General features: G+C 60.6%; 18 protein-coding genes. 3 read left to right on the forward strand and 15 right to left on the reverse strand.

The window, feature by feature from the left end; genetic code table 11:
- Positions 1-274 precede the first annotated feature (274 nt).
- The 3 genes from DWW03_RS14995 to DWW03_RS16945 are packed head-to-tail and all read left to right on the forward strand — an operon-like array spanning position 275 to position 1,973.
- Entirely contained in the window at positions 275-697 is a 423-nt protein-coding gene (locus tag DWW03_RS14995; RefSeq protein ID WP_181989631.1) for a mobilization protein, read from the forward strand.
- Positions 682-1,077, forward strand: coding sequence for a relaxase/mobilization nuclease domain-containing protein (locus DWW03_RS16940; protein WP_240046561.1), 396 nt, complete (start codon positions 682-684; stop codon positions 1,075-1,077). The genes DWW03_RS14995 and DWW03_RS16940 overlap by 16 nt, the downstream gene beginning before the upstream one ends.
- Positions 1,056-1,973, forward strand: a complete 918-nt coding sequence (locus DWW03_RS16945) for a hypothetical protein (protein WP_229096058.1) — start codon at positions 1,056-1,058, stop codon at positions 1,971-1,973. Before DWW03_RS16940 ends, DWW03_RS16945 begins: the two co-directional genes overlap by 22 nt.
- A gap of 189 nt (positions 1,974-2,162) precedes the next feature.
- Here DWW03_RS16945 and DWW03_RS15005 read toward each other — a convergent pair whose 3' ends face one another.
- From DWW03_RS15005 to DWW03_RS15075, 15 genes are all read right to left on the reverse strand, one after another.
- Positions 2,163-3,404, reverse strand: coding sequence for a hypothetical protein (locus tag DWW03_RS15005; RefSeq protein ID WP_118406956.1), 1,242 nt, complete (start codon positions 3,402-3,404; stop codon positions 2,163-2,165).
- Positions 3,405-3,411: 7 nt separating this feature from the next.
- Positions 3,412-4,095, reverse strand: coding sequence for a GDSL-type esterase/lipase family protein (locus tag DWW03_RS15010; protein ID WP_118406957.1), 684 nt, complete (start codon positions 4,093-4,095; stop codon positions 3,412-3,414).
- A 19-nt stretch (positions 4,096-4,114) separates the two neighbouring features.
- The gene (locus DWW03_RS15015; protein WP_118406958.1) at positions 4,115-5,329 is read right to left on the reverse strand and encodes an AGE family epimerase/isomerase; all 1,215 of its coding nucleotides are present in this window, start codon (positions 5,327-5,329) and stop codon (positions 4,115-4,117) included.
- A gap of 21 nt (positions 5,330-5,350) precedes the next feature.
- Positions 5,351-6,745 carry a sugar porter family MFS transporter gene (locus tag DWW03_RS15020; protein WP_118406959.1) on the reverse strand — a complete coding sequence of 465 codons (1,395 nt, stop codon included), beginning with the start codon at positions 6,743-6,745 and terminating at the stop codon, positions 5,351-5,353.
- Positions 6,746-6,748: 3 nt separating this feature from the next.
- The gene (locus tag DWW03_RS15025) at positions 6,749-7,816 is read right to left on the reverse strand and encodes a DUF4434 domain-containing protein (RefSeq protein WP_118406960.1); all 1,068 of its coding nucleotides are present in this window, start codon (positions 7,814-7,816) and stop codon (positions 6,749-6,751) included.
- A gap of 15 nt (positions 7,817-7,831) precedes the next feature.
- Positions 7,832-9,448, reverse strand: coding sequence for a beta-N-acetylhexosaminidase (locus DWW03_RS15030; RefSeq protein WP_118406961.1), 1,617 nt, complete (start codon positions 9,446-9,448; stop codon positions 7,832-7,834).
- A 47-nt stretch (positions 9,449-9,495) separates the two neighbouring features.
- Positions 9,496-11,688, reverse strand: a complete 2,193-nt coding sequence (locus DWW03_RS15035; RefSeq protein ID WP_370803697.1) for a glycoside hydrolase family 97 protein — start codon at positions 11,686-11,688, stop codon at positions 9,496-9,498.
- Positions 11,689-11,692: 4 nt separating this feature from the next.
- Positions 11,693-14,890 (reverse strand): glycoside hydrolase family 2 TIM barrel-domain containing protein, encoded by a 3,198-nt coding sequence (locus DWW03_RS15040; RefSeq protein ID WP_118406962.1) that lies wholly within the window; start codon positions 14,888-14,890, stop codon positions 11,693-11,695.
- Positions 14,891-14,909: 19 nt separating this feature from the next.
- Entirely contained in the window at positions 14,910-15,752 is an 843-nt protein-coding gene (locus DWW03_RS15045; protein ID WP_118406963.1) for a glycerophosphodiester phosphodiesterase, read from the reverse strand.
- Positions 15,753-15,758: 6 nt separating this feature from the next.
- Positions 15,759-17,000, reverse strand: coding sequence for a hypothetical protein (locus tag DWW03_RS15050; protein ID WP_147344330.1), 1,242 nt, complete (start codon positions 16,998-17,000; stop codon positions 15,759-15,761).
- Positions 17,001-17,037: 37 nt separating this feature from the next.
- Complete coding sequence (locus DWW03_RS15055; RefSeq protein WP_118406965.1) at positions 17,038-18,171, reverse strand: DUF4855 domain-containing protein; 1,134 nt, start codon at positions 18,169-18,171, stop codon at positions 17,038-17,040.
- 9 nt (positions 18,172-18,180) lie between these two features.
- Complete coding sequence (locus DWW03_RS15060) at positions 18,181-19,782, reverse strand: phosphodiester glycosidase family protein (RefSeq protein WP_118406966.1); 1,602 nt, start codon at positions 19,780-19,782, stop codon at positions 18,181-18,183.
- 108 nt (positions 19,783-19,890) lie between these two features.
- Entirely contained in the window at positions 19,891-21,390 is a 1,500-nt protein-coding gene (locus tag DWW03_RS15065) for a BACON domain-containing protein (protein WP_118406967.1), read from the reverse strand.
- Positions 21,387-22,775: a DUF4855 domain-containing protein gene (locus DWW03_RS15070; protein WP_118406968.1), complete on the reverse strand. Its 1,389-nt coding sequence runs from the start codon at positions 22,773-22,775 to the stop codon at positions 21,387-21,389. Before DWW03_RS15070 ends, DWW03_RS15065 begins: the two co-directional genes overlap by 4 nt.
- A gap of 10 nt (positions 22,776-22,785) precedes the next feature.
- Positions 22,786-23,772, reverse strand: coding sequence for a DUF5000 domain-containing lipoprotein (locus DWW03_RS15075; protein WP_118406969.1), 987 nt, complete (start codon positions 23,770-23,772; stop codon positions 22,786-22,788).
- Positions 23,773-23,789 lie beyond the last annotated feature (17 nt).

The raw sequence follows: 23,789 nt of genomic DNA on the forward strand, positions 1-23,789 counted from the left end.
AAATGTTTATCTTTAATTATCAATCACTGTAAACCTTTTTCAGGACGGGACACGCCCGCACGGTTGTAATATTGTAACCGGGAAAGACCCGCCCTCGGAAGCCGTAGCGGAGGTTTTCAAAGTTTTCACAAAAAATTTTCCGCCGCGGATTTTTGTTATCGCCAGATAACAGCGAGCTGTACCTTTGTCCGACAAACTACCGTTTGTCCGACAAAGGTCCTCGCTCTGCGAGGCCGGGCGTTCTCCCCAGTCGAACGCCTTTTGAACCGATATTATGGATACCAACCGAAAACAGACCGACATGACCGGCAAGAAGCTCCGAACACCGAGTTATAAATACTCTTTCCGGCTCAATGAAGAGCAGCATCTCCGTTTCAACGAACTGCTCACAAAGGCCGGATCGGAGCATAACCGGAGCCGGTTTATTGTCAAAAGAATCTTCGGCGAGGAGTTCGTCGTCGTCAAACGCGACCCCTCGAAAGTGCAGTTCGTCGCGCGGCTGAACGACTTTTACTTCCAGTTTCAGAAGCTGGGAAACAACTATAATCAGATTGTAAAAGCCGTAAATGCGCACTTTTCCAACATCACGATCCCGCATCAGATCGCCATGTTGGAGCAGCGGACGCGTGAGCTGAAAGCCCTCAGTATCGAGATTCTGAACTTTGCAAAACAGGCTAAGGAGTGGTTGCGAATATAAGGTCGGGATCCTCGCCCGGCGGGGCTTTACACTACAACAAGGAGAAAGTAGACCGGGATGAAGCCAAAATCCTCTATTGGCAGCAGATGCTGGAGCCCTTCGACAAACACGGACGAATGGATGTCGACGCCTGCATGGAGAGTTTCCGGCCGTACCTCGAAGCCAACCGCAGGACGACCAATACGGTATTCCATGTCTCGCTGAACCCTTCGCCGGAAGATAAACTGACCGACGAACAGCTCCGGGAAATCGCAAATGAATACAACATGCAGAAAATGGGCTACGGAAATCAGCCCTATATTGTTTTCAAACATAAGGATATCTCGCGCGAACATCTTCGCATGAATACGACCGTTCCATGTCCGTATTGCGGGAATTAGAACGGAAATATAATCTGCATCCGAGTATCAAGGGGCAGGAACTGACGGACAGGGAGAGCCTGCGGAAAGTGAATTATCCCGAGGGGAATGTCAAGCAGCAGGTATCGTCTGTCGTGCGGTCGTGTCTGCGCAATTACAAATGCTCCTCCTATGGGGAGTTGCGCACGCTGCTGGAGCGGTTCAATGTCTCCATTGAGGAACGCACAGGAACCATCGACGGGCGAAGTTATGCCGGCATCGTCTACGGAGCCATGACCGACGACGGATACGGCGTCGGCACGCCGTTCAAGTCGAGTAAGATCGGCAAGGACGTAGGTTATCGGGCTTTGCAGAAATACTACGAGAGGTCGAAGGCTGCATTGAGAGAAAACGATGCCCTCGGGAGGTTGCGGCGAGCCGTTCGGGATGCCATGAGTCCGCATAATACGCGGGACGAGTTCCGGCGGCTGCTCAAGGCCGACAATATAGATGCTATCTTCCGGATCAATCCGGTAGGCAGAATTTACGGCGTAACGTTTATCGACCACAACACGGGTATCGTCGCCAACGGATCGCTGCTGGGGAAAGAGTTTCGGCGAACGCCTTTAACGAGTTATATCCGGCGCCGAAAGAGATGCAACAGGTCGCAGAACAACGTCCGGAACAGCGACGAGAACAACGGAGTCACACGGCAAATCCCATTTCGGGAATCGTCGATACGGTATTGGATCTGGCCGATGCAAGGGCTTACGAAGAACAGCAACGCCGAATACAGCGACGAAAAAAACGGAGATCACATAAGTAAGGGATATAGATGTATTGAAAATTATATGATGTATTCACAGGGTTGCATCATTCATTTTAATCACGGCATGTCTCACATTAACGGGATGTATGATGTCGAGCATCGGATATGAAGGGCGTATTTTCGATGTCAATGTCGAATCTTTCGAAAGGAAGAGGACCCCCTCCCGGGTATTGAAAAAACAGGTTTTGCAGGATACCGCCCGCAGAACTCGCAAGACTTGCGAAGCGGGCTTTCGTTGCCGAGGCCGCTGCCGTGCGATTCCGGGAATGGCCGTCTGCGCGTCGGTCGGAGAGCTGATCTACCGATTTTCCGATTCGATGCGGTGCAGCACCTCCGTGCGGAGAATGCAGCTTGCGGGGCCTTCGCAGCGGATGCGCAGGGTGTGCGCGCCGGTGCGTCGGATGCTGATGTCGCCGTGACGATCAATCGTGCGCAGCCTGCGCAACGACCTGCCGGGAAGCGTTACGGTGCGGTCGCAGCGTCGTTTGCAGTCGATCGCCAGCACCCGTTGCTCTCCCGCGAGCGCTTCGTAGCACAACAGCTCCCCGTCGTCGGCGATCGGGGAGGTGAACCAGGTGTAGACGCCGCGCCAGTGCAGCCGGTCCCCCTCGTGCACCGGCTGCCGGGCCAGAAGCCGGTGGTAGCTCTTGCCGTAGGAGTTGCCGATGAATACCGCGTCCGAATCGTCGAGCCGGGCGTGGTCGCCCGTACCTTCGGGCAGCAGCCAGCTCGATTGATAGGCGCGGTCGTTTTTCTCGACGAAGCGTCGGAATGCGGGGTAGTCGCCCTTGGTGAAGTGGGAAACCGCGGCCTGCGGGGTCCAGTCGGCATAGGCTCCGTCGGGGGTGAGCGTATGCGTCTCGTCGCAGAACATCGACTGCATGCCGTAGTAGGTGCGGATCGTCGCCGGGACGGAGTTGTGGAACTCGTGCGATACGGCTACTTCGATGTTGTTTTCCCGCACGCGGTAGCATACCCGTTCGGTGCACAGCGGGGTTTGCAGTTCCGCTCTCCCGGCGGAGTCTGCGACGGGCATCCGCGGGTCGAAGATCCGGTTCTCCACGCGGATCGTCACTTCACGGGCCCGCAGCGACGTGTCGCCCCCGATGCACCGGCCGTCGGCCTCGATCGATACTCCGACGTGCCGGGCCGTGCGGACGGTGCCGCCCTCCCGCCAGGAGTGATTCGCTCCGGCCCATCCGTAGCCGTCGATTCCCAGGGGCCCGAGGTTGTCGCTCGTGGCCCGGTTGAGCACGGTTTCCGTGTTCCGCTCCTCGACGGCGACTTCGTAGAAGGTGAACAGCTCGTTGAACATGCACCGGCGGAAGGTGTAGCGGAGGTTCCGGCCCTCGGACTCCGCGAAGCGGATCCGAAGCTCCCCGCCGCGCAGTTCGACCGCGAGATTCGCGCCGTCGGCTTTCGGACAGCCGGCCCGAAAGGCCGCAGCCCGGCTCGTATCCTTCGATACGGGCCGGGCCGGGGTCGTTCGTGCCGTCGTCAGGAGCAGCACGAGCAGCAGTGTCGTCGTGCGAAATCGCATCGCGGCACTACTTTTTCATGTAGGGTTTCATGTAGGGGCGCAGCGTTTCGACCCAAACGGCATAGCCCGGTCCCGTAAGGTGGATGCCGTCGTGGGTGAATTCTTCGGGCAGGGCGCCGTTGTTCTGGATGGCGCTCCAGATGTCGATGTAGGGCAGATTGCGACGCTCGGCCATCTCCCGCAGCACGGCGTTGAATCCGGCGATACGCTTGTTTTTGCCCTTGAAATAATCCTGCCGGTCCTCGACGAGCGGAAGCAGGCTCTGGATGTAGACCTTCGTGCGGGGGCTCTCCCGGGCGATGATGTCCAGCATGCGTTCGTACTGTTCGAGCAGTTTTTCGTAGGAGGTCTTCGAGAAGATCAGGTCGTTGGTCCCCGCCATGATGAACATGGCCTTGGGCTTGCCCGAAAGGATGGTCTCCAGGCGGGCGATCATGCCCGATACGCAGTCGCCGCCGATGCCGCGGTTGAGCACGTAGGCCGGTTGGAAATATTCGCCCCACAGGCCGCGTTCCGTGAGGCTGTTGCCCAGCATGACGATGTTGTGCTTCTTGACGGGCGTGAGTTCGTAGAAGGCACGGCGCCCCGGGTAGTAGGTCTTGTCGATGCTCAGCGTGTCGGGTTTTGCTGCGGCGGTGTCCGCCATGGCCGTGGCGATTACGACGGATAGGAAAAGTGCGATTTTTTTCATGTCGTGATGCGTGTTGAGGTTATAGGGTTTCTGCGGTTATCGGTTGTTTTTCGTCGGAGGCGGATTGTGCGGCGCACTGCTGCAGAATCCGCCACAACTGGTAGAGTCCGCGCGGCACGTGGAAGCAACCCTTCCATTTGCCGCCCTTGAGCGGCAGCAGCACCTCGCCGCGGCGGTTCAGATAGCCGAACCATTCGGGATACTCCGCGTCCTTGAAGTGCGACCACATGTACTGATCGAGCTTCTCGAACCAGGCCAGACACTTGCGGTTGCCCGTGAGCTGGTAGCCCTTGAGCATGGCGATGGCCGATTCGAGGTGCACCCACCACAGCTTCTGGTCCCATTCGAGCTGCTGCTGGGGATGCCCCAGACGGTCCATGAAGTAGAAGATGCCGCCGTACTGTTTGTCCCAGCCGTATTCGATCGTCCGCAGGGCGATTTCGACGGCGCGGTCGATCAGATCGCGCCGGCCGAGCCGTACGCCCATGTCCATGACGAACCACATGGCTTCGAGCGAGTGGCCCGGATTGATCGTGCGACCCTCGAATGAGTCGACGAGCGAATTGTCCTCAGCCGAGACATTCTCCACGATCAGACCCAGGTCCTTCTGGTAGAAGACGTCGAGCACCTCGTGCAGGCACTCGTCGATCGTGCGGTCGATCAGCTGCGGGTCGATGAACTCCTCGATTTCGAGGGCCAGGTTGCACAGGATCATCGGCAGGGCGAAATCCTTGATCGGGCGCGTTCCGGCGTGTGCCTTGCACCATTTGTCCTTGGGGTTGTCGCGCTTTTCGAGGATGCGGTCGAACGTGCGTTTGGCGATCTGCGCATACTCCTTGTCGCCCGAAGCCTTGGCCAGCTGGGCGAAGGCCATCGTGGCGAACGTGTAGGAGAAGATGTTGTAGGGCTCGATGAGCGGCCGTCCGTCGCGCGTGAGCGAGAAATACCAGTCGTAGTTGCCGTCGTGGCCGTATTTGCGCAGGAACTCGCCGCCCTGTCGGGCACATTTGAGCCATTCGGGACGATTCTCCACCTTGTTGCACAACATCGAGAAGAGCCATACCTCGCGTCCCTGCAACCAGATGAACTTGTCCGTATCGTAGACGCTGCCGTCGCGATCCAGGCAACTGAAGTAGCCTCCGCACTCCTTGTCCTGGGAGTGCTCCAGCCAGAAGGGCAATACGTTATCGAAAAGTTCGGATTCGTATTTTTTAGCCAGTTGTTGGAAATTCATGTTTGTCCGTATGTTTTGTGATTAATTCATCCAGTATTTTTCGATCTCTTCGAGCGACCGGCCCGTCGTTTCGGGCACGGCGCGCCACATGATGACGATGTAGGGGATGCACATCGCCGCGAAGAGGAAGAACGTGCCTGCCGGCGTCAGGTTTTCGAGCATCCACGGGGTGAGCTGTCCGATCAGGTAGGTGCCCACCCAGAGCGAAAGCCCGGCGATCGACATGGCTATGCCGCGCACCCGCGTGGGATACATCTCCGAGAGCAGTACGAAGACCACGGCGCAGATCGACACGGCGCAGCAGAAGACATAGAATAGGAAGAAGACGAGCAGGAAGGCGTTCGGGAGCCCCCATGCCGTTCCGAAGAGGAAGTAGACGCCGATGCCGATGAGCGACAGAATCATGCCCGAAACACCCCAGTATACCAGTTGCTTGCGACCTACGCGGTCGATGATCGCCAGCGCAAGGACAGTGGTGAGCATGTTCACCGTGCCGACCAGCACCTGCGAAAAGAGCGAGTCGCCGCTCGACAGTCCGGCATTCTCGAAGATCGTCGGTCCGTAGTAGAGCACGGCGTTGACACCCATGAACTGCCCGAGGATGGCGATGAAGGCGCCGATGGCCACGGCTCGCCGGATGCCGGGTTCGAGCAGCGCGCGCCATTGCGGTTCGTCGCTCTTTCGGAAGGTCGCGCGTACGGCGGCGATCTCCTGCTCGGCATCGTGCCGGGCGGGATAGATGCGGCTCAGCACGGTGCGGGCCCGCTCGTCGCTGCCTCTGAGAAGCAGCCACCGCGGACTCTCGGGAATGAAGAACAGCACGAGGAAGAACAGGGCCGCGGGGAGCGTCTCGGCGCCGAACATGCCGCGCCACCTCTCCGTGATCCAGATCCGTTGCATCGTCTCGGAGGCGTAATGTGCCGTCTCGGCCGAACGGAGGATGCCGAAATTGACCAGATAGGCGGCCAGGAATCCGACCGTGATGGCCAGCTGGTAGAGCGACACGAGCGACCCGCGCCAGCGTGCGACGGCGACTTCGGAGATATACATCGGCGATACGATCGACACCACACCGATGCCCACGCCGCCGATGATGCGGTAGAGGATCAGTTGCTGAAAGTCGGCGCAGAGGGCGCATCCGACGGCCGAGACCGTGAACAGCACGGCCGAGACGAGCATCGTGCGCTTGCGCCCGAAGCGGTCGCTCATCACGCCGGCGACGGCCACGCCGGCGATCGAGCCGACCAGCGCGCAGCCGACGAACCATCCCTGCTGCATGGCGTCGAGTCCGAATTGCGTCGCCACGCCTGCGATCGTTCCCGAGATCACGGCCGTGTCGTAGCCGAACAGGATGCCTCCGATCGCTGCGACGACCGACAGAAAGACGATATAACCCGTATTGGTTTGCGTTTTCATAGGCTACTCGATCTCGAAATACTCCTTGTAACGGTCGTAGAGGTGCCCGGCCTGCAGATAGGCCGACTGGGGCGACATGAAGTGCGAGAACTCGAAGGTGATCGCCTTGTCGTACCCGGCGCGCTTGGCCGCTTCGAGCTTCAGACGCAGCTTGTCGAACTTGATGGGCGGGAAGCGGATGGGCATGTCGCGGTCGAACGACTCGGCGTTGGTCCAGCATTTCATGCCGTATTTGTCCGCCAGGCGCTTGTTGATCGAGAAGAAGAGGTCCAGCTCGTCGTAGTCGATATGTCCGTCCTGGAAGGCGCAGGCGTCCACCACGTCGTGGATGCCGTCGAATATCTCGTCCCATTCGCGTTCGTGCTCGTCGGCCGTCACGGCGTTCTGGGCGTTCGAAACGGCCTTCTTGCCGTCGATCCAGGGCGAGATGAAGGTGGGCAGCCCGCCCGAAACCTCCTTGCACTGCTTGCCCATCGCGTGGAAGGCCCCGATGGCACCCCGAGTCGCGCGGCTGATCTCGCCGCTGATATACCATCCGCCGAAACTGCGGTATTTCTCGCCGTAGAGACGCCAAACCTCGTCGATGACGTATCGGTTGTGCTCCACCTCGTGCGACATGTCGTGCGTGTCCCAGTATTTGCCCGAGTCGTAGAGCCCGAAGTAGAACTTCATGCCGTACTTCTCGGCCAGCCGCAGATACATGTCCACCAAGTCGACCGAGGGCATGTAGCACCCCTGCCCCAGCAGGTAGGGCGAGGGGTAGGTGATGAACTTGCGGTAGCCCGAGCGGATCAGGATGACCGTATCGATGCCGATGGCTTTCATGTAGCGGAAGTCGCGGTCCCATTCGCGCTCGCCCCAGTTCTGATGGGGTATGTCGTGCGATATCTCGTCGAGGAACGTGCCGGTGATGCGCATGGCGTCGCCCTTGGGGACGATCAGATTCGCCGCGCCGGCCGCACCTTCATAGGTCTCCTCCTCCTTGCCGCAGGATGCGAGCAGCTGGGGTACGACCAGCGCCGAAGCGCCGGCCGCAGCCATTTTCTTCAGGAATTTTCTGCGTGTTTCCATCTCTTTTCGGGGCGTTTAGTCCAGGAACCAGAATTCGTAGGTGGCGTAGCGGTAACCGCGTGCCTTGTAGAGCGGCAGCATGAAGTCGCGAATGCGGCGGCGCAGCGTGTCGATGTCGGTCTTTTCGCTGCTCCAGGCGATCTCGGCCGCAGCCGAGAGACGCGGCAGCAGCATGTGCTGCACGTGGCCGAAGTCGGCGATGTACTCGGTCCAGAGGTTGGCCTGCACGCCCTTGATATGCGCACGCTCCTCTTCGTTGAGCCCGGCGAAGGGGTCGAACGAGTAGCATTTTTCGAGCGTCAGACCGCTGTCGATGGCCAGCGGCTCGCCGTAGACGGCCTGGTCGCGCGTCTGCGAATAGTCGAGGTAGAGGTACTGGTAGGGCACCATGATCGCGTCGTTGCCCTGCTTGGCTGCCGCGATGCCGCCCTCGGCGCCGCGCCACGACATGACCGTCGCCGTCGGCGTCACGCCGCCTTCCAGAATTTCGTCCCAGCCGATGATCTTGCGGCCCTTGGCGTTGAGGTATTTCTCGATGCGGGCCACCAGGTAGCTCTGCAGCTGCGCTTCCTTTTCGAGTCCGAGCTCCTTCATGCGCTTCTGGCAGTGGGGACAGGTCTTCCAGCTGTCGCGCGGCGCTTCGTCGCCGCCGATGTGGATGTATTCGCCCGGGAAGAGGTCGCAGACTTCGTCCAGAACGTTCTGCAGGAATTCGAACGTCGTCTCCTTGCCCACGCAGAAGATATCCTTGTTCACGCCCCAACTGGTCCATACCTCGTAACCTTCGCCGCGGCATCCGAGCCACGGATAGCTGGCCAGTGCCGCTACGGCGTGGCCCGGCATCTCGATCTCGGGGATGATCGTGATCTGACGCTCGGCGGCATAGGCCACGATGTCGCGGATCTCGTCCTGCGTGTAGTAGCCGCCGTGGGGCGTGCCGTCGTATTTGCCCGTGTGGGCGTAGAGGTGTCCGACGTAGGTTTCGGGGCGCTGCGAACCGATGCGCGTCAGCTCGGGATATTTCTTGATCTCGATGCGCCAGCCCTGATCCTCGGTCAGATGCCAGTGGAAGGTATTGATCTTATGGGCGCTGATGATGTCGATATAGGTCTTCACCTCGTCGGTGGTGAAGAAGTGGCGGCCGCAGTCGAGGTGGGCGCCGCGGTAGGCGAAGCGCGGAGCGTCCTCGATGCGCAGGGCCGGAATGCGCATCTGCGCGGGGTTCTCGGTCGCGGCGACGAGCAGCTGTTCGAGGGTCTGCAGGCCCCACCATACGCCCTTCACCGAGCCGCCTGCGAGCAGGATCTCCTCCTTGTCGGAGGTGCTGTCGAGCGTGTATCCCTCTTCGGCCAGCGCGGGGTCGATGCTCAGCTTCACGGTGGCCTTGCGCAGCGATTTGGCCGTGCTCAGGCCGGAGAATCCGTCTCGTTCGAGGCGGCTGACGAACAAGTCGGCCAGACGGAGCAATTCCGCGTCGTTGCTGCCGATGACGACACTCTGCGGCAGATCGATCGTGCGTCCGGTCTCCCGGACGTTTACCGGTTTGGGAATGATGCCCGTCTGGGCATGGACACGTTCTTGCAGGAGGATGCCTGCCAGGAGCAGTAAGGTTGCCAATGCGATACGTTTCATAGCTATGGGGTTTTTCGATTTGGGTTTTATATCGGTTGTATCCGGAGTTATTCCAACTCCCGGAATGAAATGGCGAATCCGCCGCCGGGGGCCAGGTACATTTTCAGCCGGGTGCGGCTGTCGACCTTGCGACGGGTGACGGTGTATGCCTGCGGGTTGGTGCGGTAGTGGGCATCGGGGGCGTCGGCGTAGATCGTCGCCTCGTACTTGCGGCCCTTTTCGAGAAAGTCGAGGGATACGTCGAGCGTCCGGGCGTTTTCGTCGGTCACGCCTGCGGCGAACCACTGTCCGCTCTGCTTGGCCTGCCGCGCCACGACGATATAGTCGCCCGGCTCGGCCGCCAGGTAGCGGCTGCGGCGCCAGTCTGCGGCTACGTCCTTGATGAACTGGAAGGCATCGGGATAGCGCAGGTAGTGTTCAGGCAGATCGGCGGCCATCTGCAGCGGCGAATACATCGTCAGGTAGAGCGCCAGCTGGTTGGCGATCGTCGCGTTGACGCACGAGGGGTTCGCGGGGCTGAATTCGGCCATGCGCATGACGAAGATTCCGGGCGTGTAGTCCATCGGGCCGCCGTTGAGCCGCGTGAAGGGCAGGATGGTGACGTGGTGAGGCCGGATGCCGCCGAAGGCCTGGTATTCGGTGCCCTTGGCCGACTCGTTGCCGATCATGTTGGGATAGGTGCGGCACAGTCCGGTGGGGCGCACGGCTTCGTGGGCGTTGACCATGATCTTATGCTCGGCCGCCTTGCGGATGGCGTAGAGGTAGTGGTTGTTCATCCACTGTCCGTAGTGGTGCTCGCCGCGGGGGAAGATGCTGCCGACGTAGCCGCTCTTGACGGCGTCGTAGCCGTGGCGCTCCATCAGGTCGTAGGCCCGGTCCATCTGCCGTTCGTAGTTGCGTACGGCCGACGAGGTTTCGTGGTGCATCATCAGCCTCACGCCCTTCGAGCGGGCGTATTCGCTCAGTGCCGGAAGGTCGAAATCGGGATAGGGAATCACGAAGTCGAAAACCTCCTCCTTGTTGAAGAGCTCCCAATCCTCCCAGCCGATGTTCCAGCCCTCGACCAGTACTTCGTCGAATCCGTGCTCGGCTGCGAAGTCGATGTAGCGGCGCACGTTGGCCGTGTTGGCCGAGTGGCGGGGCGAGGGACGGCAGGCCGTGTAGTCGGTTTTGCCCGGACGTACGGACGTAACGTCCTCGGTGTAGGCCCACGATCCCTTGCCGCTGATCATCTCCCACCAGACGCCGACGTACTTCACCGGATGGATCCACGACGTGTCCTCGTAGGCGCACGGATCGTTGAGGTTCAGTACCAAGCGCGAGGCGAGGATGCCGCAGGCGTCGTCCGCCACCTGGATCGTCCGCCAGGGGGTGTGGCGCGGCGTCTGCATCGTGCCCTTCCATCCCGAGGCGTCGGGTGTGAGCGAGGCGGTGAAGACCAGCCGTTCGGGGTCGATCTCCAGGTGCATGCACGGGTAGTCGACCAGCGCCGCTTCGTGGAGGTTGATGTAGAGCCCGTCGTCGGTACGCATCTGCAACGAGGTCTGCACCGCGTTGACGCTGTAGGGCGTGTGGTAGGGATTCGAGGTCAGAGCCGACGGCAGCAGCGCGGGAATTTCGGACAGACGCGATTCGGTGTATTCGTACTCCTGGGTGTCGTAGTCGCCCGGAATCCAGAAGGCCTTGTGGTCGCCCGCCATGGCGAACTGCGTGAGCTCCTCCTTGATGATGAAATATTCGAATCCGCGCATGGCCGGGAATTCGTAGCGGAATCCCAGTCCGTCGTCGTAGAGCCGGAAGCGGACCGACATCGGACGCCCGGTGCCCCGCTGCCGCAGGTCGACCACCAGTTCGTTGTAATGGTTGCGGATCTCGGCCTCCTCGCCCCATACGGGCTGCCAGGTCTCGTCCAGAGAGCTGCGGCGGTTGTCGGTCAGTTCGAAATCGTCGTGCAGCGAGACGCTGGGGTGTTCGTCGCGTTTGCGGATGACGCCCTGTTCGATCTCGATCTTCGAGACGTTCAGATCGCCGCGCAGTTCGAATCCCAGGTCGCTGGGCAGGATCACCTGCCGGCCGTCGTAGTCGAGTGCATAGCGGGGCGTTCCCGTCGGCGAGAGCGTGAAGGTCATCTGCAGCCTCCCGTCCGGGGAGAGCAGCCGTTCCTGCGGCTGGGCGCCGTGTGCCGCCGTTGCGAGAAGCAGTGCGGCCAAAGCCGGAATCATTCGCTTCATGATGGTCATCGTATTATCGGTAGAGGGGTGAAATGACGAACTCGAAGGTGTAGGCGTCGGCCGGAATCCGGTACTCGGGACGCGGCAGCGATCCGAACGAGTCGATACATCCCAGACCGCGCTGTACGAGGTCGAAGTTCAGGTGCGTCACGCCGCGCGAACGGTCCGCTTCGTGGGCTGCAGGCCGCAGCTCCTCGGAGTGCGAGTAGCGCGAGGATACGGACGAGAGCTCCTCGCTGGCGAAAGGCGACGAAAAGTCGGTCAGGTCCTGGCGCGTGAAAGGCAGCGCCGAGGCCGAGAACTGCGCGGGCGAGGTGATTTCCAGTCCGTAGCCGCTGTCGTCCGTCAGGCGGAACCATTTCAGTCCCACGTGCGTACCCGACTCCTGCGGGTGTACGTATCCGTAGTGGTATTGCTCCGCGACCGACTGCACGTAGTGGCCCGTTCGGGCGGAACTCTGGCGGTCGGAGTAGGTCTCGTAAGGACCTTTGCCGTAGAAATCCACCGTCGAGTATCGACCCGGGAGGGTCGTCTCCATGCCTACGCGGAAGAATTCGGGTGCCGAGGCCATGTCGCCGCCGTCGAAGGTGCGGAGCGTTCCGACGAGCGTCCCGTCGGCGTGGATGCGATAACAGGTTTCTACGCGAACCATGCCGTAGAGCGGTTCGAATACCGTTTTCACTTCGGCGTAGTCATCCGTCGTCGTGACTTCGAACGATTCGGGTACGAATTGAGGAGCGGGCCACAGGGCCATCTGGCGGCTGAAGATGCGGGCGCCGGCCGGATGGTACTGGAATCCGACGTCGTTGTCCGTCACAGCGCGGCTGAAGCAGGGCAGCAGCGGTGCGGCGAGCAGTTCGCGACCGGCCAGACGGTAGCTGCTCAGGGCCCCCGTCGTGCGGTCGAAAGCGATCGCCCAGGGGAGCTGCGCACGATCATCCGTCGTTCCCGACAATACCGTCGTCGCCCCCGTCATTTCGACGGCGGGTGTTCCCGGAACGATCTTGCGGCCGTAGCGCAGCCCCTGTGCGATGGCAATTTGGTCGTGCGCCAGCTCCGTACCGGCCGGAAGCAGTCCGTCGCGGCTTTTGAGCGTGTAGCGTACGTCGAGGAAGATATCCGATCTTTCGAGGTCGGGGCAGGCTGCCGCCAGCTCCTCGCGGGTATATCCCGGGCGCAGCGTCGCGGTCGTCTGCGGAGCTACGTCGAGGGGCGCCAGGGTACCCGACAGGACGGACTCGCCGTTGCAGGTCACCTCCCACTGCATCGCGTAGCGCGAGAGATCGGTAAAGAAATATTCGTTGTAGACCTTCACCCGTCCTTCGAGCGCCTCCTCGGGGGTGGCGGAGGTGCGGATCGACTGCAACTGATAGGCCACCTCGTGGGCATGGGGATGCAGCGACCGGTCGCTGGCGATGATGCCGTTGCAGTTGAACGATCCGTCGCTGGGGTCGTAGTCGTTGTAGTCGCCGCCGAAGGCGAAGATATGGTCGGTGCCGTAAATGGCGGGATCGACCGGACGGTAGAGCGCCTGATCGACGAAATCCCAGATGCAGCCCCCCTGGAAGGCGGGATATTTGCGCACGAGGTCCCAATACTCTTTGAACCCGCCCATCGAATTGCCCATCGCGTGGGCGTATTCGCACAGAATCATCGGCCGCGAGGGATTCGATGCGGCGTATTGCTCGCATCCTTCGTAGCCGCGGTACATCGGGCAGAAGATGTCGGTGTTGCGCTCCAGCACGGCCCGCTCGTATTGCACGGGACGCGTCGGGTCCTCCTGTTTCAACCAGTCGTAGGCCTTTTCGAAGTTGGGGCCGTTGCCCGCTTCGTTACCCAGACTCCAGACGATGATGCTCGGGTGGTTGCGGTCGCGCTGCACCATGCGCGTGACGCGCTGGAGATGCGCCGCTTCGTAGGCGGGATCCTTGGCAAGCGTCTGTTCGTCGTAACCCATGCCGTGCGATTCGATGTTGGCTTCGTCGATCACGTAAAGGCCGTAGCGGTCGCAGAGGTCGTACCAGCGCGGATCGTTGGGGTAGTGGCACGTGCGCACGGTGTTGATATTGAGCCGCTTCATGATTTCGATATCGCGGATCATCTCCTCCTCGGAGACCACATAACCGCGGTAGGGGTTCATTTCGTGGCGGTTCGCGCCTTTGATGAGCACCGGACGTCCGTTGACCAGCAGCTGTCCGCCGGAGATGCTAACGTCGCGGAAGCCGATGTCGAGCTTCGTGCGCTCGGTGACCGATTTCCCGTCCGACGGGGCGACCTCCATGCGGTAGAGCCGCGGGGTCTCGGCCGACCAGGGTTCGATGCCGCTCAGCGATGCCGTGCCGCCGAAGCGCTTCAGGCCGTCGCGCGTCGCGTCGCAGACGGTGGCCTGCGTCTTGTATCCCAGCTCGGGGATGGAGACCTCGACCGATTTCACGCCCCGGGTCGTCACGACCTCCCAGCGCAGTTCGCCCGAGGCGGAGGCCTCGACGCGGATATCCTCCACGTGCTGCTTTTCGCGGGCCGTGAGGTAGGTCTCGCGGGCCAGGCCGCTCAGACGCCAGAAATCCTGATCTTCAAGGTAGGAGCCGTCGCACCAGCGGAAGATTTCAAGGGCGATGCGGTTCTCGGCGCCCGGAACGACCAGACGCGTGACGTCGAAGCGGGCTTCGAGCTTGCTGTCCTCGCTGTAGCCCGCCTGGCGGCCGTTGATCCAGACACGCACGTTCGAGGTCGCCGAGCCGATGTGGAGCACGATCTGCTTCCCGGACCACGAGGCCGGAAGGTCGAACGTGCGCACGTAGTGGCCCACGCGGTTGTGCTCCGTGGGGACGTAGGGCGGGTTGTTCTCGTAATGGCCGCGCCAGGCGTAGCCGATGTTCAGATAGACCGGATCGCCGAACCCGTTGAGCTCCCACATGCCGGGAACCGGCATTTCGCCCCAGGCGGAGGTATCCGTATCGGGTGCGTAGAAGTCGGGCGTGCGCTCGTCGGGCGTTTCGTAGCCTTTGAATTTCCAGAGTCCGTGCAGCGACAGACGCGGCGCGTCGGTGCGGAATGTGGCCCGCATCGGCAGGCGGTTGTGTTCGTTGACGGCCGGATTCTGCCAGTCGGGGTCGGTTTGTCGGGCGGCGGCGTGCGCTCCCGGGGCCGGAATGCCGAGCAGGGCGGCTCCTGCGGCGATTGTCGTCAGAAAGCGAAGGGAGACTTTCATCGTCGGTCGGATTGTACGGTTATTTCTTGATCTTGACTTTTTTGCCGGCTACGACTTCGCGCATGCCGATCTTTTCGAGCACCTCGCGGGCCTGCATCGGGTTGTCGGTCGTGAGCTGGTCGACGCCCATCTTGAAGAGCGTCTCCATCTGTGCGGGATCGTTGACCGTCCAGGTGTTGATGCTCATGCCCAGTTTGCGTGCTTCGGGATACCATGTCGCATCGTCGAGCAGCGTCTTGAACCAGGTGTCCACGCCGTTCATACCCATTTCGGCTGCCTGTGCCGGACGGCGGTCGCTGCCCAGATACTGCACCGTGAATCCCGGGGCCGACTGTGCCAGCACGCGGCTGGCGTTGGGCGAGAACGAGATGAAGATCACGTGTTTGGGCGAGAAGAGTTTGTATTTTTTCAGTTTCTCGATGCTCAGTGCGATGGCGCGGTTCTCGATCTCGTCCGTCGAGTGCCATTTCATCTCGAAGACCAGCACCGTTTTGGGGTATTTCTTCGCCTGAGCCAGGTATTGATCGAGCGTCGGGATCGGTTCGCCGTTCTCCAGCCGGTAGTCCTTGAACTCGGCGTAGGGGGTCTGGTCGATGCTTTTGCCGTCGATATGTGCGTCATGGAAGATCAGCAGTTCGCCGTCCGAGGTCATGTTGACGTCGAATTCGCTGCCCCAGAAACCGGCTTTCTGGGCGCTTTCGAGTGCGGCCAGCGAGTTGCGGGCGTAGCCGCCCTCCTTGCAGTTCCAGTAGCCGCGGTGGGCTACGATGGCGGACTCTTTGGGTTGGGCCTGAACGAAGGTTACGGTCGCTGCGGCGAATGCGACGCTCAGCAGCGTTTTGGCGATGGATGCGGTTTTCATATCGGATTACATTTTAGAGGCTTTGTAAGTCATGTTGATGATGCGGGTGGGTTCGACGGCCGTGATGCGGAACGTGGGAGCCTGCTCGATGAAGTAGGAGCTCCACCACATCGAACGTTCGCCGTCCGAGGCGAATTCCGTGTGGATGTAGTCGCCCATTTCGACGCGGATTTTCCCTTCGAAGCGGACATGCAGGCTGCCGCCCGAGAGGAACTCCGACGGAAGTTCGACGCCGGGTGCGACGCTCTGGCCGGCGTCGAGGCAGAGCACGGCCTCGCGCTCGGTGCCGTCGGTTCGGAAATCGTCGAAACGGAGGTCGGCCGTCAGGTTGCACAGGTTGCCGTTGTCGATCTCGTTGATGTCCCAGCCCGAGGCCGAGAAGTCGAAGCCCATGTCGAGCAGCTTCTGGTTGTTCTGCGGCGGTTCGTAGCATCCTGCGTAGCCGACGTAGCATCCGACATTGTGCACCTCGCGGGCGATCGTCCGCAGCTGTTCGTCGGTGAAATCTCTTACGTTGCCCATGCAGTAGAGGTAGGGTGCGCCCATGTATTTGCAGCGGTCTACGATCTGTCGGATGCTCTTGTAGGTGTGGTATTCGAGAATGGGGCCCGAGAACTCCTCGCGCGTACCCCAGTAGAGGATGAAATTCTCGCCCATGATCGAGCGGATGATGCGCACCTGCTCCTCGTCGACGTGCGAGATCATCGGTGCGATGTTGTTGCGGCGGCATTCCAGCAGGAACTCCTCCATCGAGGTGATGTGCGTGCGGTATTTGGCGTAGCGCGAGCGGTAGCGGTATTTGCTCATCAGCGTGTCGAAGGGCGTCTGGCGGATCACCACGTCGGCGGCCGAATTGCCGTCGAGGTCGGTGACCTGGTCGCCCAGACATCCTCTGACGCCGTGCATGACGATGTATTTGCCGGGTGTCGCCGTGGCGTGGACGTTGGCTTCGATGAACTTGAAGCCCAGGCGCGCGGCGATCTGCACGTCGAAGACCGACTGGCAGGGGATGATCGGATCGCTCTTGGCGTAGATCTTGTCGATGAACAGGTGGCTGTAATAGGGACCGCCGAACCGGAAGGTCCAGTTGGCGTTCACGGCGCTCGACGTATTCATGCGGATGCGCTGTTCGACGGCGGGTGCGAGCCCGGAGGCGGTCTGCGCCGAGGTCGTGATCGTCGCCGTCACGGCTGCCGTCGTCAGGGCGACGAGCGGCAGCATGCGGCGGATATGTGCGAAAGGTTTCATCGTTCGGGTCAATGTTCGTTCGGAGTCGGGGAGTCGGTTAACGTTTTTCGGCGTTCTGCTGCGTGCGGCAGGGGCGCTTCGACACGAAGTCGCAGAAATCCTGGTAGAGTTCCTGATCTTCGGGGTCGTCCGAGCGGCGGAGTGCAGTCACGGCGCTGCCGCCCTGGTAGTAGGCCAGTTTGCAGCGCTCCCATACGCCCGTCTCGCGGAAGGCCCGCATGTAGTCGCGCAGACGCCCTCCGCGGCCGTGCTTCTTGAGCGCCGACTCGTCGAATTCGACCTCCATGTCCATGCCGTTGGCCTGGGCCTCGGCGCAGGCGACCTTCAGCCGCTCGTAGGGAATCTCGTTGTGGAAGAAGTGGTTGGGCTGGTAGTAGGCGCGGGCGAATCCCTTCTCCTTCCAGCTTTCGAAGCCGGGGGCGTGGAAGTAGGGTATCCAGTAGAGGTCGTAACGCTTCTGGGCGCAGTAGTCGACGATGTTTCCGATGAGCGGACTCTTGGCCGAGGTCTCCTCGGTCACCCAGTAGAATCCGGCCAGTTCGACATGCCGGAACTTGGCCTGCTTGAAGCGGCTCAGCACTTGGTCGATATACCAGCGGCAGGCCAGTGCGCGGTCGGCTTCGTCCGAAAAGTCCAATACGCGGTTGTCGATGACGCCCCAGTAGGTCGTGCCGCCCTTTTGGGCGATCGGCTGCTTGTAGACGATCGGGTTGGGGATCGAGACGACGATCTGCCGTTTCGAGGGCGGAACGCCGAGCGTCTGCGACGCCTCCTCGACGGAACGTTCGATGGCGTCGATCACCTGGCCTTCGGAGAAGTAGTAGTCGATCAGTTTGAGCCAATCGGCCTGCGTGGCGGCCGGGAGGATCGAACCGTCTTCGTTCTTGTGTCCCGGGTCGAAGGCCACTTCGGCGCTGCCGGGGCCGATATCGCGGATTTCGAGCAGCAGGAACCCGTCGAAGAGCCAGTGCGCCTTGCCGTCGCGGTCGGTGTAGGAGACGTAGTCTTTCATGCGGTCGACGCTCCAGTTGCGGTTGCGGGCGCCTCCGGCATAGATCAACACCATGTCCGAGGCCGTGCAGGTTTTGGTTTTGCGGGCGGTCTGTGCCGAGGTCGGCAGCACGCAGGCCAGTGCCGCCAGTGATAACAGGATGTGTCGGATGGGTTTCATGAGCTTTCGTTATTTTTTGCGGAAGAATCCGATGGTGGACTTTACGGCGCGGTTTTCGTCCGAATGGTAGTTGACGTGCTGCGTGCCGACCATCATGCCGGTCGAACCGCCGCCGTCGAGATTCAGGGCGTCCGTACAGCCGATGCCGCGCAGGATGCGGGCCAGCTGGGTGAGCGTCGCCCCGCCGCTGGCCGCGATACGGCCGTCGCAGATGAACAGCACGACGCGTCCGTCTGCCAGGTGTCCTACGGCCGTGCGGTCGGGCGAAACCGTCGGGCCGAAGATGTCGTAGGGGATGATTTCGTAGTTGTTCAGGTAGTATTCCGTGCCCTTCTCCGTCAGGGTGAAATCGAACGGACACTTGCCGTCCTTGAGCAGCACGGGACCCGCGCTGATGGCGTAGTGGGGCGACCAGCCGAGGGGTTTGGCCGGGTTGGACGTCGAGACGCCCGCGTATTTCGCTTCGCCGCGCACGGAGGGCAGCGGTCGGTCGTAGTAGTAGTTCGAACCGTTGGTTCCGGTCCAGTAAACACCGGGTTTGCCGTCGGCGCCGACTCCGAAGATGCCGCGCGTGGCGTGGTACATCACCTGATACTCGGCGTCCTGCGTGCGGAGCGAACCGCGCATGTCGGGGATGTAACCGATCGAGCGCGAATCGACGACGGCGATGCCCACGTGGTCCGACGAGTAGAAGTATCCGGCGTTGGTCATCACGTAGCAGTCGCCGCCGAACGAGGCGGACTGCTTGTCGATGGTGGCCTTGGCGTCGGGAACGCTTACGCGCAGTTCGACCGATCCCGTGACGTCGGCCACGGCATACCAGGCGTGGAAATTGTGTCCGCCGACCTTGTCGGTCGTCTCGTAGACCGAGATTTCGGACGGAAGCGTCGGCATGTCGAGTTTTTTCCAAGTCAGTTTGATCGCTTCGGGCTCCGTGCCGAGCGATGCGACGATCTCGTCGCTGTAGTAGGTCTTGTTGTCGGCCCGTACGTAGGCGCGGAAACGATACGGCCGGCCGTATTCGAGCAGTACGTTCGAGATCACCTGCATGACGGGCTGCGTGCCGTCGAGTGCCGGGCCGTCCTGCCGCATGTCCTCGACGGTGGGCGTATGGTCGGCGCTCCAGCAGATGCCGCACGAGACGTTGCGCGCCTGGGCCGTATTGCGGGGTGCGTAACGGAAGGCGATGCACGATTCGGTCGCGGTGCTCTCGCCCACGAAGGCGATGCCGGGCGAGGTGAGGTCCTCCAATTCGAGGGCCGGGGCGTAGACGATCTCCGACGAACCCTTGCGACCGTCGGCGCAGACGCCGAAACGGTAGGTTTTGTCCAGTTCGAGACCGCTGTCGACCGTGTAGCTCTCCACGTTGCGGGCCGTGAATCCGATTTTGCAGGGCGAAGTCTCGTCGCCGGTGCGCATCCAGACCGTGAATCCGTTCTCCGAATCGCTCTTGTCGTGCCACGTGACGCGGACTTTCGTGTCGCCGATCCGTTCGGCCGCGACATCGGACGGAGGCGTCAGCGTCGATTGGGGCGTCTGCCCGCCCTCCGATTCCGAGCAGGCGGCGAGCATCGCCGTGGCCAGAACCGTGAATAAGAGCCGTCGTATCATCTTTTTCGCTTGTTTTTGAATGAAATTCTTTCTTGTCGATTTACGGAAGGAATAACCGACCCGTACAGCCGGTTACTCCTTTTCCCGAATATTTTGTCGGCGAACCGATTATTCGTAGGCTACGAGCGTCGCTTCGCTGAGCGTCATCCAGTGGATACGTCCCGTCCACCATTGGTTAAGCTCGGTTTTGCCAACGGCATAACCGTTCTTCTGCATCTTGAAGCGGTAGTAGCGGGCTACGATCTCGTTATCCTCGGGGATAACGACCGTGATACCGTCGGCCAGCAGCGCAGAGTAGGCTCCTGCTGCGACCCCTTTCATATCTTCATAGAGATGCGAGGCGTCTACGCTGCCGAGTTTCACCCACTTGTCCCAGGCTGCTTCGGGCTCTCCGTCGCCGGTGTAAGCGTAGATCTCGTATGCCAGCGGGTCGTTGTTCGCCCAGCTCCAGTAGGGATAGCTGATGAAGCGAGCCAGACGAATGGCTTCACCGGCGTCGATCGTGAACGAGTCGCCGTGTCCTGCATTGAACGAATCTACGGTAGTATTGATCTCCCAGTGCTTGTAGTTGAAGTCGGCCCCTTCGATGTTGCACAGGTGGTAGTTACCCTTGTTGGTCTGCCACATGCCGTCGAACAGGTAGGCACTGCCGTGGTTCTTTTCGGCCGTATTTTCTGTGCCGTCGTTCTCCAGCGTGAAGGCGCGCATCTTCGACTTGTCGGGCAGATACGTGGAAGCCTCGAACGAGATGGGCTGTACCTCCATCGAGAACGTCAGGTTGGCGTACGAAGGCGACGAGAAAGTGATCTTGGCCTTCTTGTTCGCGTTGACGAGGTTGGTCGGAATCATGTCGAAGATGATCTCCGTAGCCGTTTTCGATGCCTCGCGCATCCATGCGCCGTCGGTGATCGTGTAGGTCCAGTCGTCGATGTTCGAGGTGACCTTCACGGTGTACTGTTCGCCGCGTTTTACCGTTACGGACTCTTCGCCCGAAGCGGTCAGTTCGGCGAAGTTGAGCGGACGTACCTCGACGGTCTTTTCGAAGACGGGGTCGGAGGGCGACGTGAAGGTGATCTTGGCCGTGACGTTCGTGTCGAACTTCACCGAAGGATCGAGGTCGAAGACGAGTTCCTCCTCCGATTTCGAAGCCTCCTTGAGCCATGCGCCGTCGGCGAGCGTATAGACCCAGTCCTCGACGTTAGCCGCGATCTTGAGGGTCAGCTGCTCGCCCTTCTTCACCAGGACGGTCTGTGCCGCCGTGATATCCATTTCGGCTACGTAGGCGGGCTGCGATACGGGAACGCGCTCGATCGAGCCGTCGGCCGAAGTGAACTCCAGCGTCGAGGTGCGCTCGGCACCCGTTACGTTGCGGTCGACACCGAGTTTGAGCGTCGTTTTGCCGCTTCCGTGCTTGGGCGTAATTTTGAACCAGGGATCGGAAACGGTGAGGGTCCAGTTCGAATTCGAGTTCACCACGAAGTCGATGATGCTTGCGTCCGCCGAAAGCTCGATCGATTCGGGAACGCCTATGTAGGCCGCCTCGTCGTTCTCGCATGCCGTGACGCAGAGCGCTGCGATGGCCAGCAGAAGCATTTTGAAGGTTTTCATAGTGTATCAGGTGTTTTTTTATTCGTTGTAAATTTCTTTTGCCGCTCGGCGATGATCTTCGCCAGGCGCTCGTAAAAGGCCCGTTCTTCGGTGATGCCGTTCTTCCAGTATTCGAACGAGGTGCCGCCGTAGTAGGCCAGATTCGATTTTTCGAGAATTCCGAGCTCTTCGTAGACGTCGATGTAGGCCACGTTGCGCTCGAATGCGTAATTCGAGTCGAACTCCACCTCCAGCCCCATGTCGGCCGACAGCGCTTCGGCGCAGGCGTCGTAGAGCCGCTGCCGGGGAATCGTGGTGCTGAAGCAGTAGTTGGGCTGGTAGTAGGCGTAGTCGAAACCGTATTTTTTCCAGTCGGCATGGCCGAAGGCGCCGTAGTAGGGAATCCAGCGGTAGTCGAGGTTCTTCGAGTGGATGTATTCGGCGACCTGCTTCATGTAGGTCGAGATGAATCCTCCGTGCTCGGGGAACCAGTAGATGCCGGCGAGCTGGATGTTGCGGAAGTCGTGTTGTGCGAATTTCTCGACGACCATGTCGACATACCATTTGCAGGCGGCTATGCGGTCCGGATAGTTGCTGAAATCCATCGCTTTGCCGTCGATCTCGCCCCAGTCGGTCTGACCCTCCTGCGGTTCGGGCATGAAGATCACGACCTTGCGGCGGTGGAACGTACCTCCGATCTGGTCCCGCAACGCTCCGACGGCTCTGTCGAGCGCCGGGATCGAGTGCGTATCTTCGAGGTAGAAATCCACGATGGCTTCCCAGTCCTGCTTGTTCGAAGCCGGGCGGTTGAGTCCTCCGCTGAATGATTTGCCTCCGCGGTGTGCCGTCAGAAACAGATATCCGTCGAAGAGCCATTGCGGAGCGTCGTCGTCCGAAGCCGCGTATTTGGCGAAACGCTTGTCGTCGAATGCGCGTCCGTCGTCGTATCCGTCGTAGATCAGCATCAGGTCGCGGATCGGCGCCCGGCCGATCGTCTCGCCGAAATTCTGACGTACGGGAATCTCCACCCGGACCTTCGGATCGGTCGTCGTGAAGACGATCGTGCCGCTGCGGACCTCGCGGCCCGTGTTCACCTCGATGGCTACTTCGGCTGTCGCCGCGGAGGTCGCTTCGACATGGAGCCACGCGGCGGCATTGCCTGCCGAAACCTCCCATTTGACGTTGCTGCGAACGACGAGCGTCTGCGCGAAGGCGGCGAACGACTGTTCGTACGACTCGACCGGGGCGCCGTTGCGCGTCGTTACGGTGAGGTAGTTCTCCTCTTCGACGGGCTTTTCGGGCTCGGGCTTTCCGGGCTGAGGATTTTCCTCGCCCGAGTGTCCGCATGCGCTCAGCAGAACGCATGCGAACATCATCGAACGTGCTATGATCTGTTTCGGAATCATCGTGTAGTCGCTACTCTTCCGTATTGTATCTCCAGAGCTCTACTTCCGAGAGCGCGAAGTAGTTGATACGTCCCGACCAGTATTGGTTCATGGCCGTACCGAAGGCCGCATAGAAGTTCTTCAGCATCTTGAAGCGGTAGTAGCGGGCCTCGGGCAGTTCGCCGTATTTGAATTCCACGACCGTACCGTTGACCGTGAGGTCGTTTTCCGAACCTGCTTCGGCGTTCTTGGTGATCTGCCACTTGTCGGAGTCGTCCACTTCGAGAATCTTCTCCCAGTTGGTCCATTCGCCGGTCTGTGCGGGTTCGCCCGAAAGCGTGTAGGCATAGAGCTCGTAAACGGCCGGCTGCTGGTTCTCGTAGGGCCAGTAAGGCCAGAAGACGATCTTCGAAAGGCGCATCGGCTCGCCCGCGTCGAACGTGAAGGAGTTGCCGCGTTCGGGGGTCTTGCTCGGATTTGCCATCATCCAGCCGAAGTGGTTATAGGCCACTTCGCCGTAAGCGCCCTTCTTCGACATGTGCTTGCCGTCGAAGCAACGGCTGGGATCGACCTCCTTGGTCCGTTGATAGTCGGCGTCCGTGTCGAGCTGCAGGACCGTGCACTGCGTGTGGTCGACCTGCATAATCTGGGCGCGCGAGGCGGCGATCGTGTAGGTGAAGTCCTCTTCGAGGTTATTCATCACGAACGAATAGGGAGCCGACAGGTTGAGTTTCTGCCCCTCTTCCGGTGCGCCCTCCTTGCGGATGGCGCGGGTGGCGTATTCGAGCGTTACGGCGACGTCGGAGAAGTTCGAATTGTTGACGAATACGAACTGTATCTCGTGGGTCGCGTTGTCGACCGTGCCGACGACCGTCTCCGAACCGCAGGTGGCCGTAGCCGACTTCACCAGGGTCGAAAGGGCGTGCGTGGGGATGAATTCCGAGAATTCAGCATCGGTATTGCAGGAGGTAACCATACCGGCTGCAAGAATGATGAATGACAATATTCTGTTTTTCATTGCTTTGTCGTGTTAAA

Source organism: Alistipes sp. AF14-19 (assembly GCF_003461645.1).
Taxonomy (GTDB): domain Bacteria; phylum Bacteroidota; class Bacteroidia; order Bacteroidales; family Rikenellaceae; genus Alistipes; species Alistipes shahii.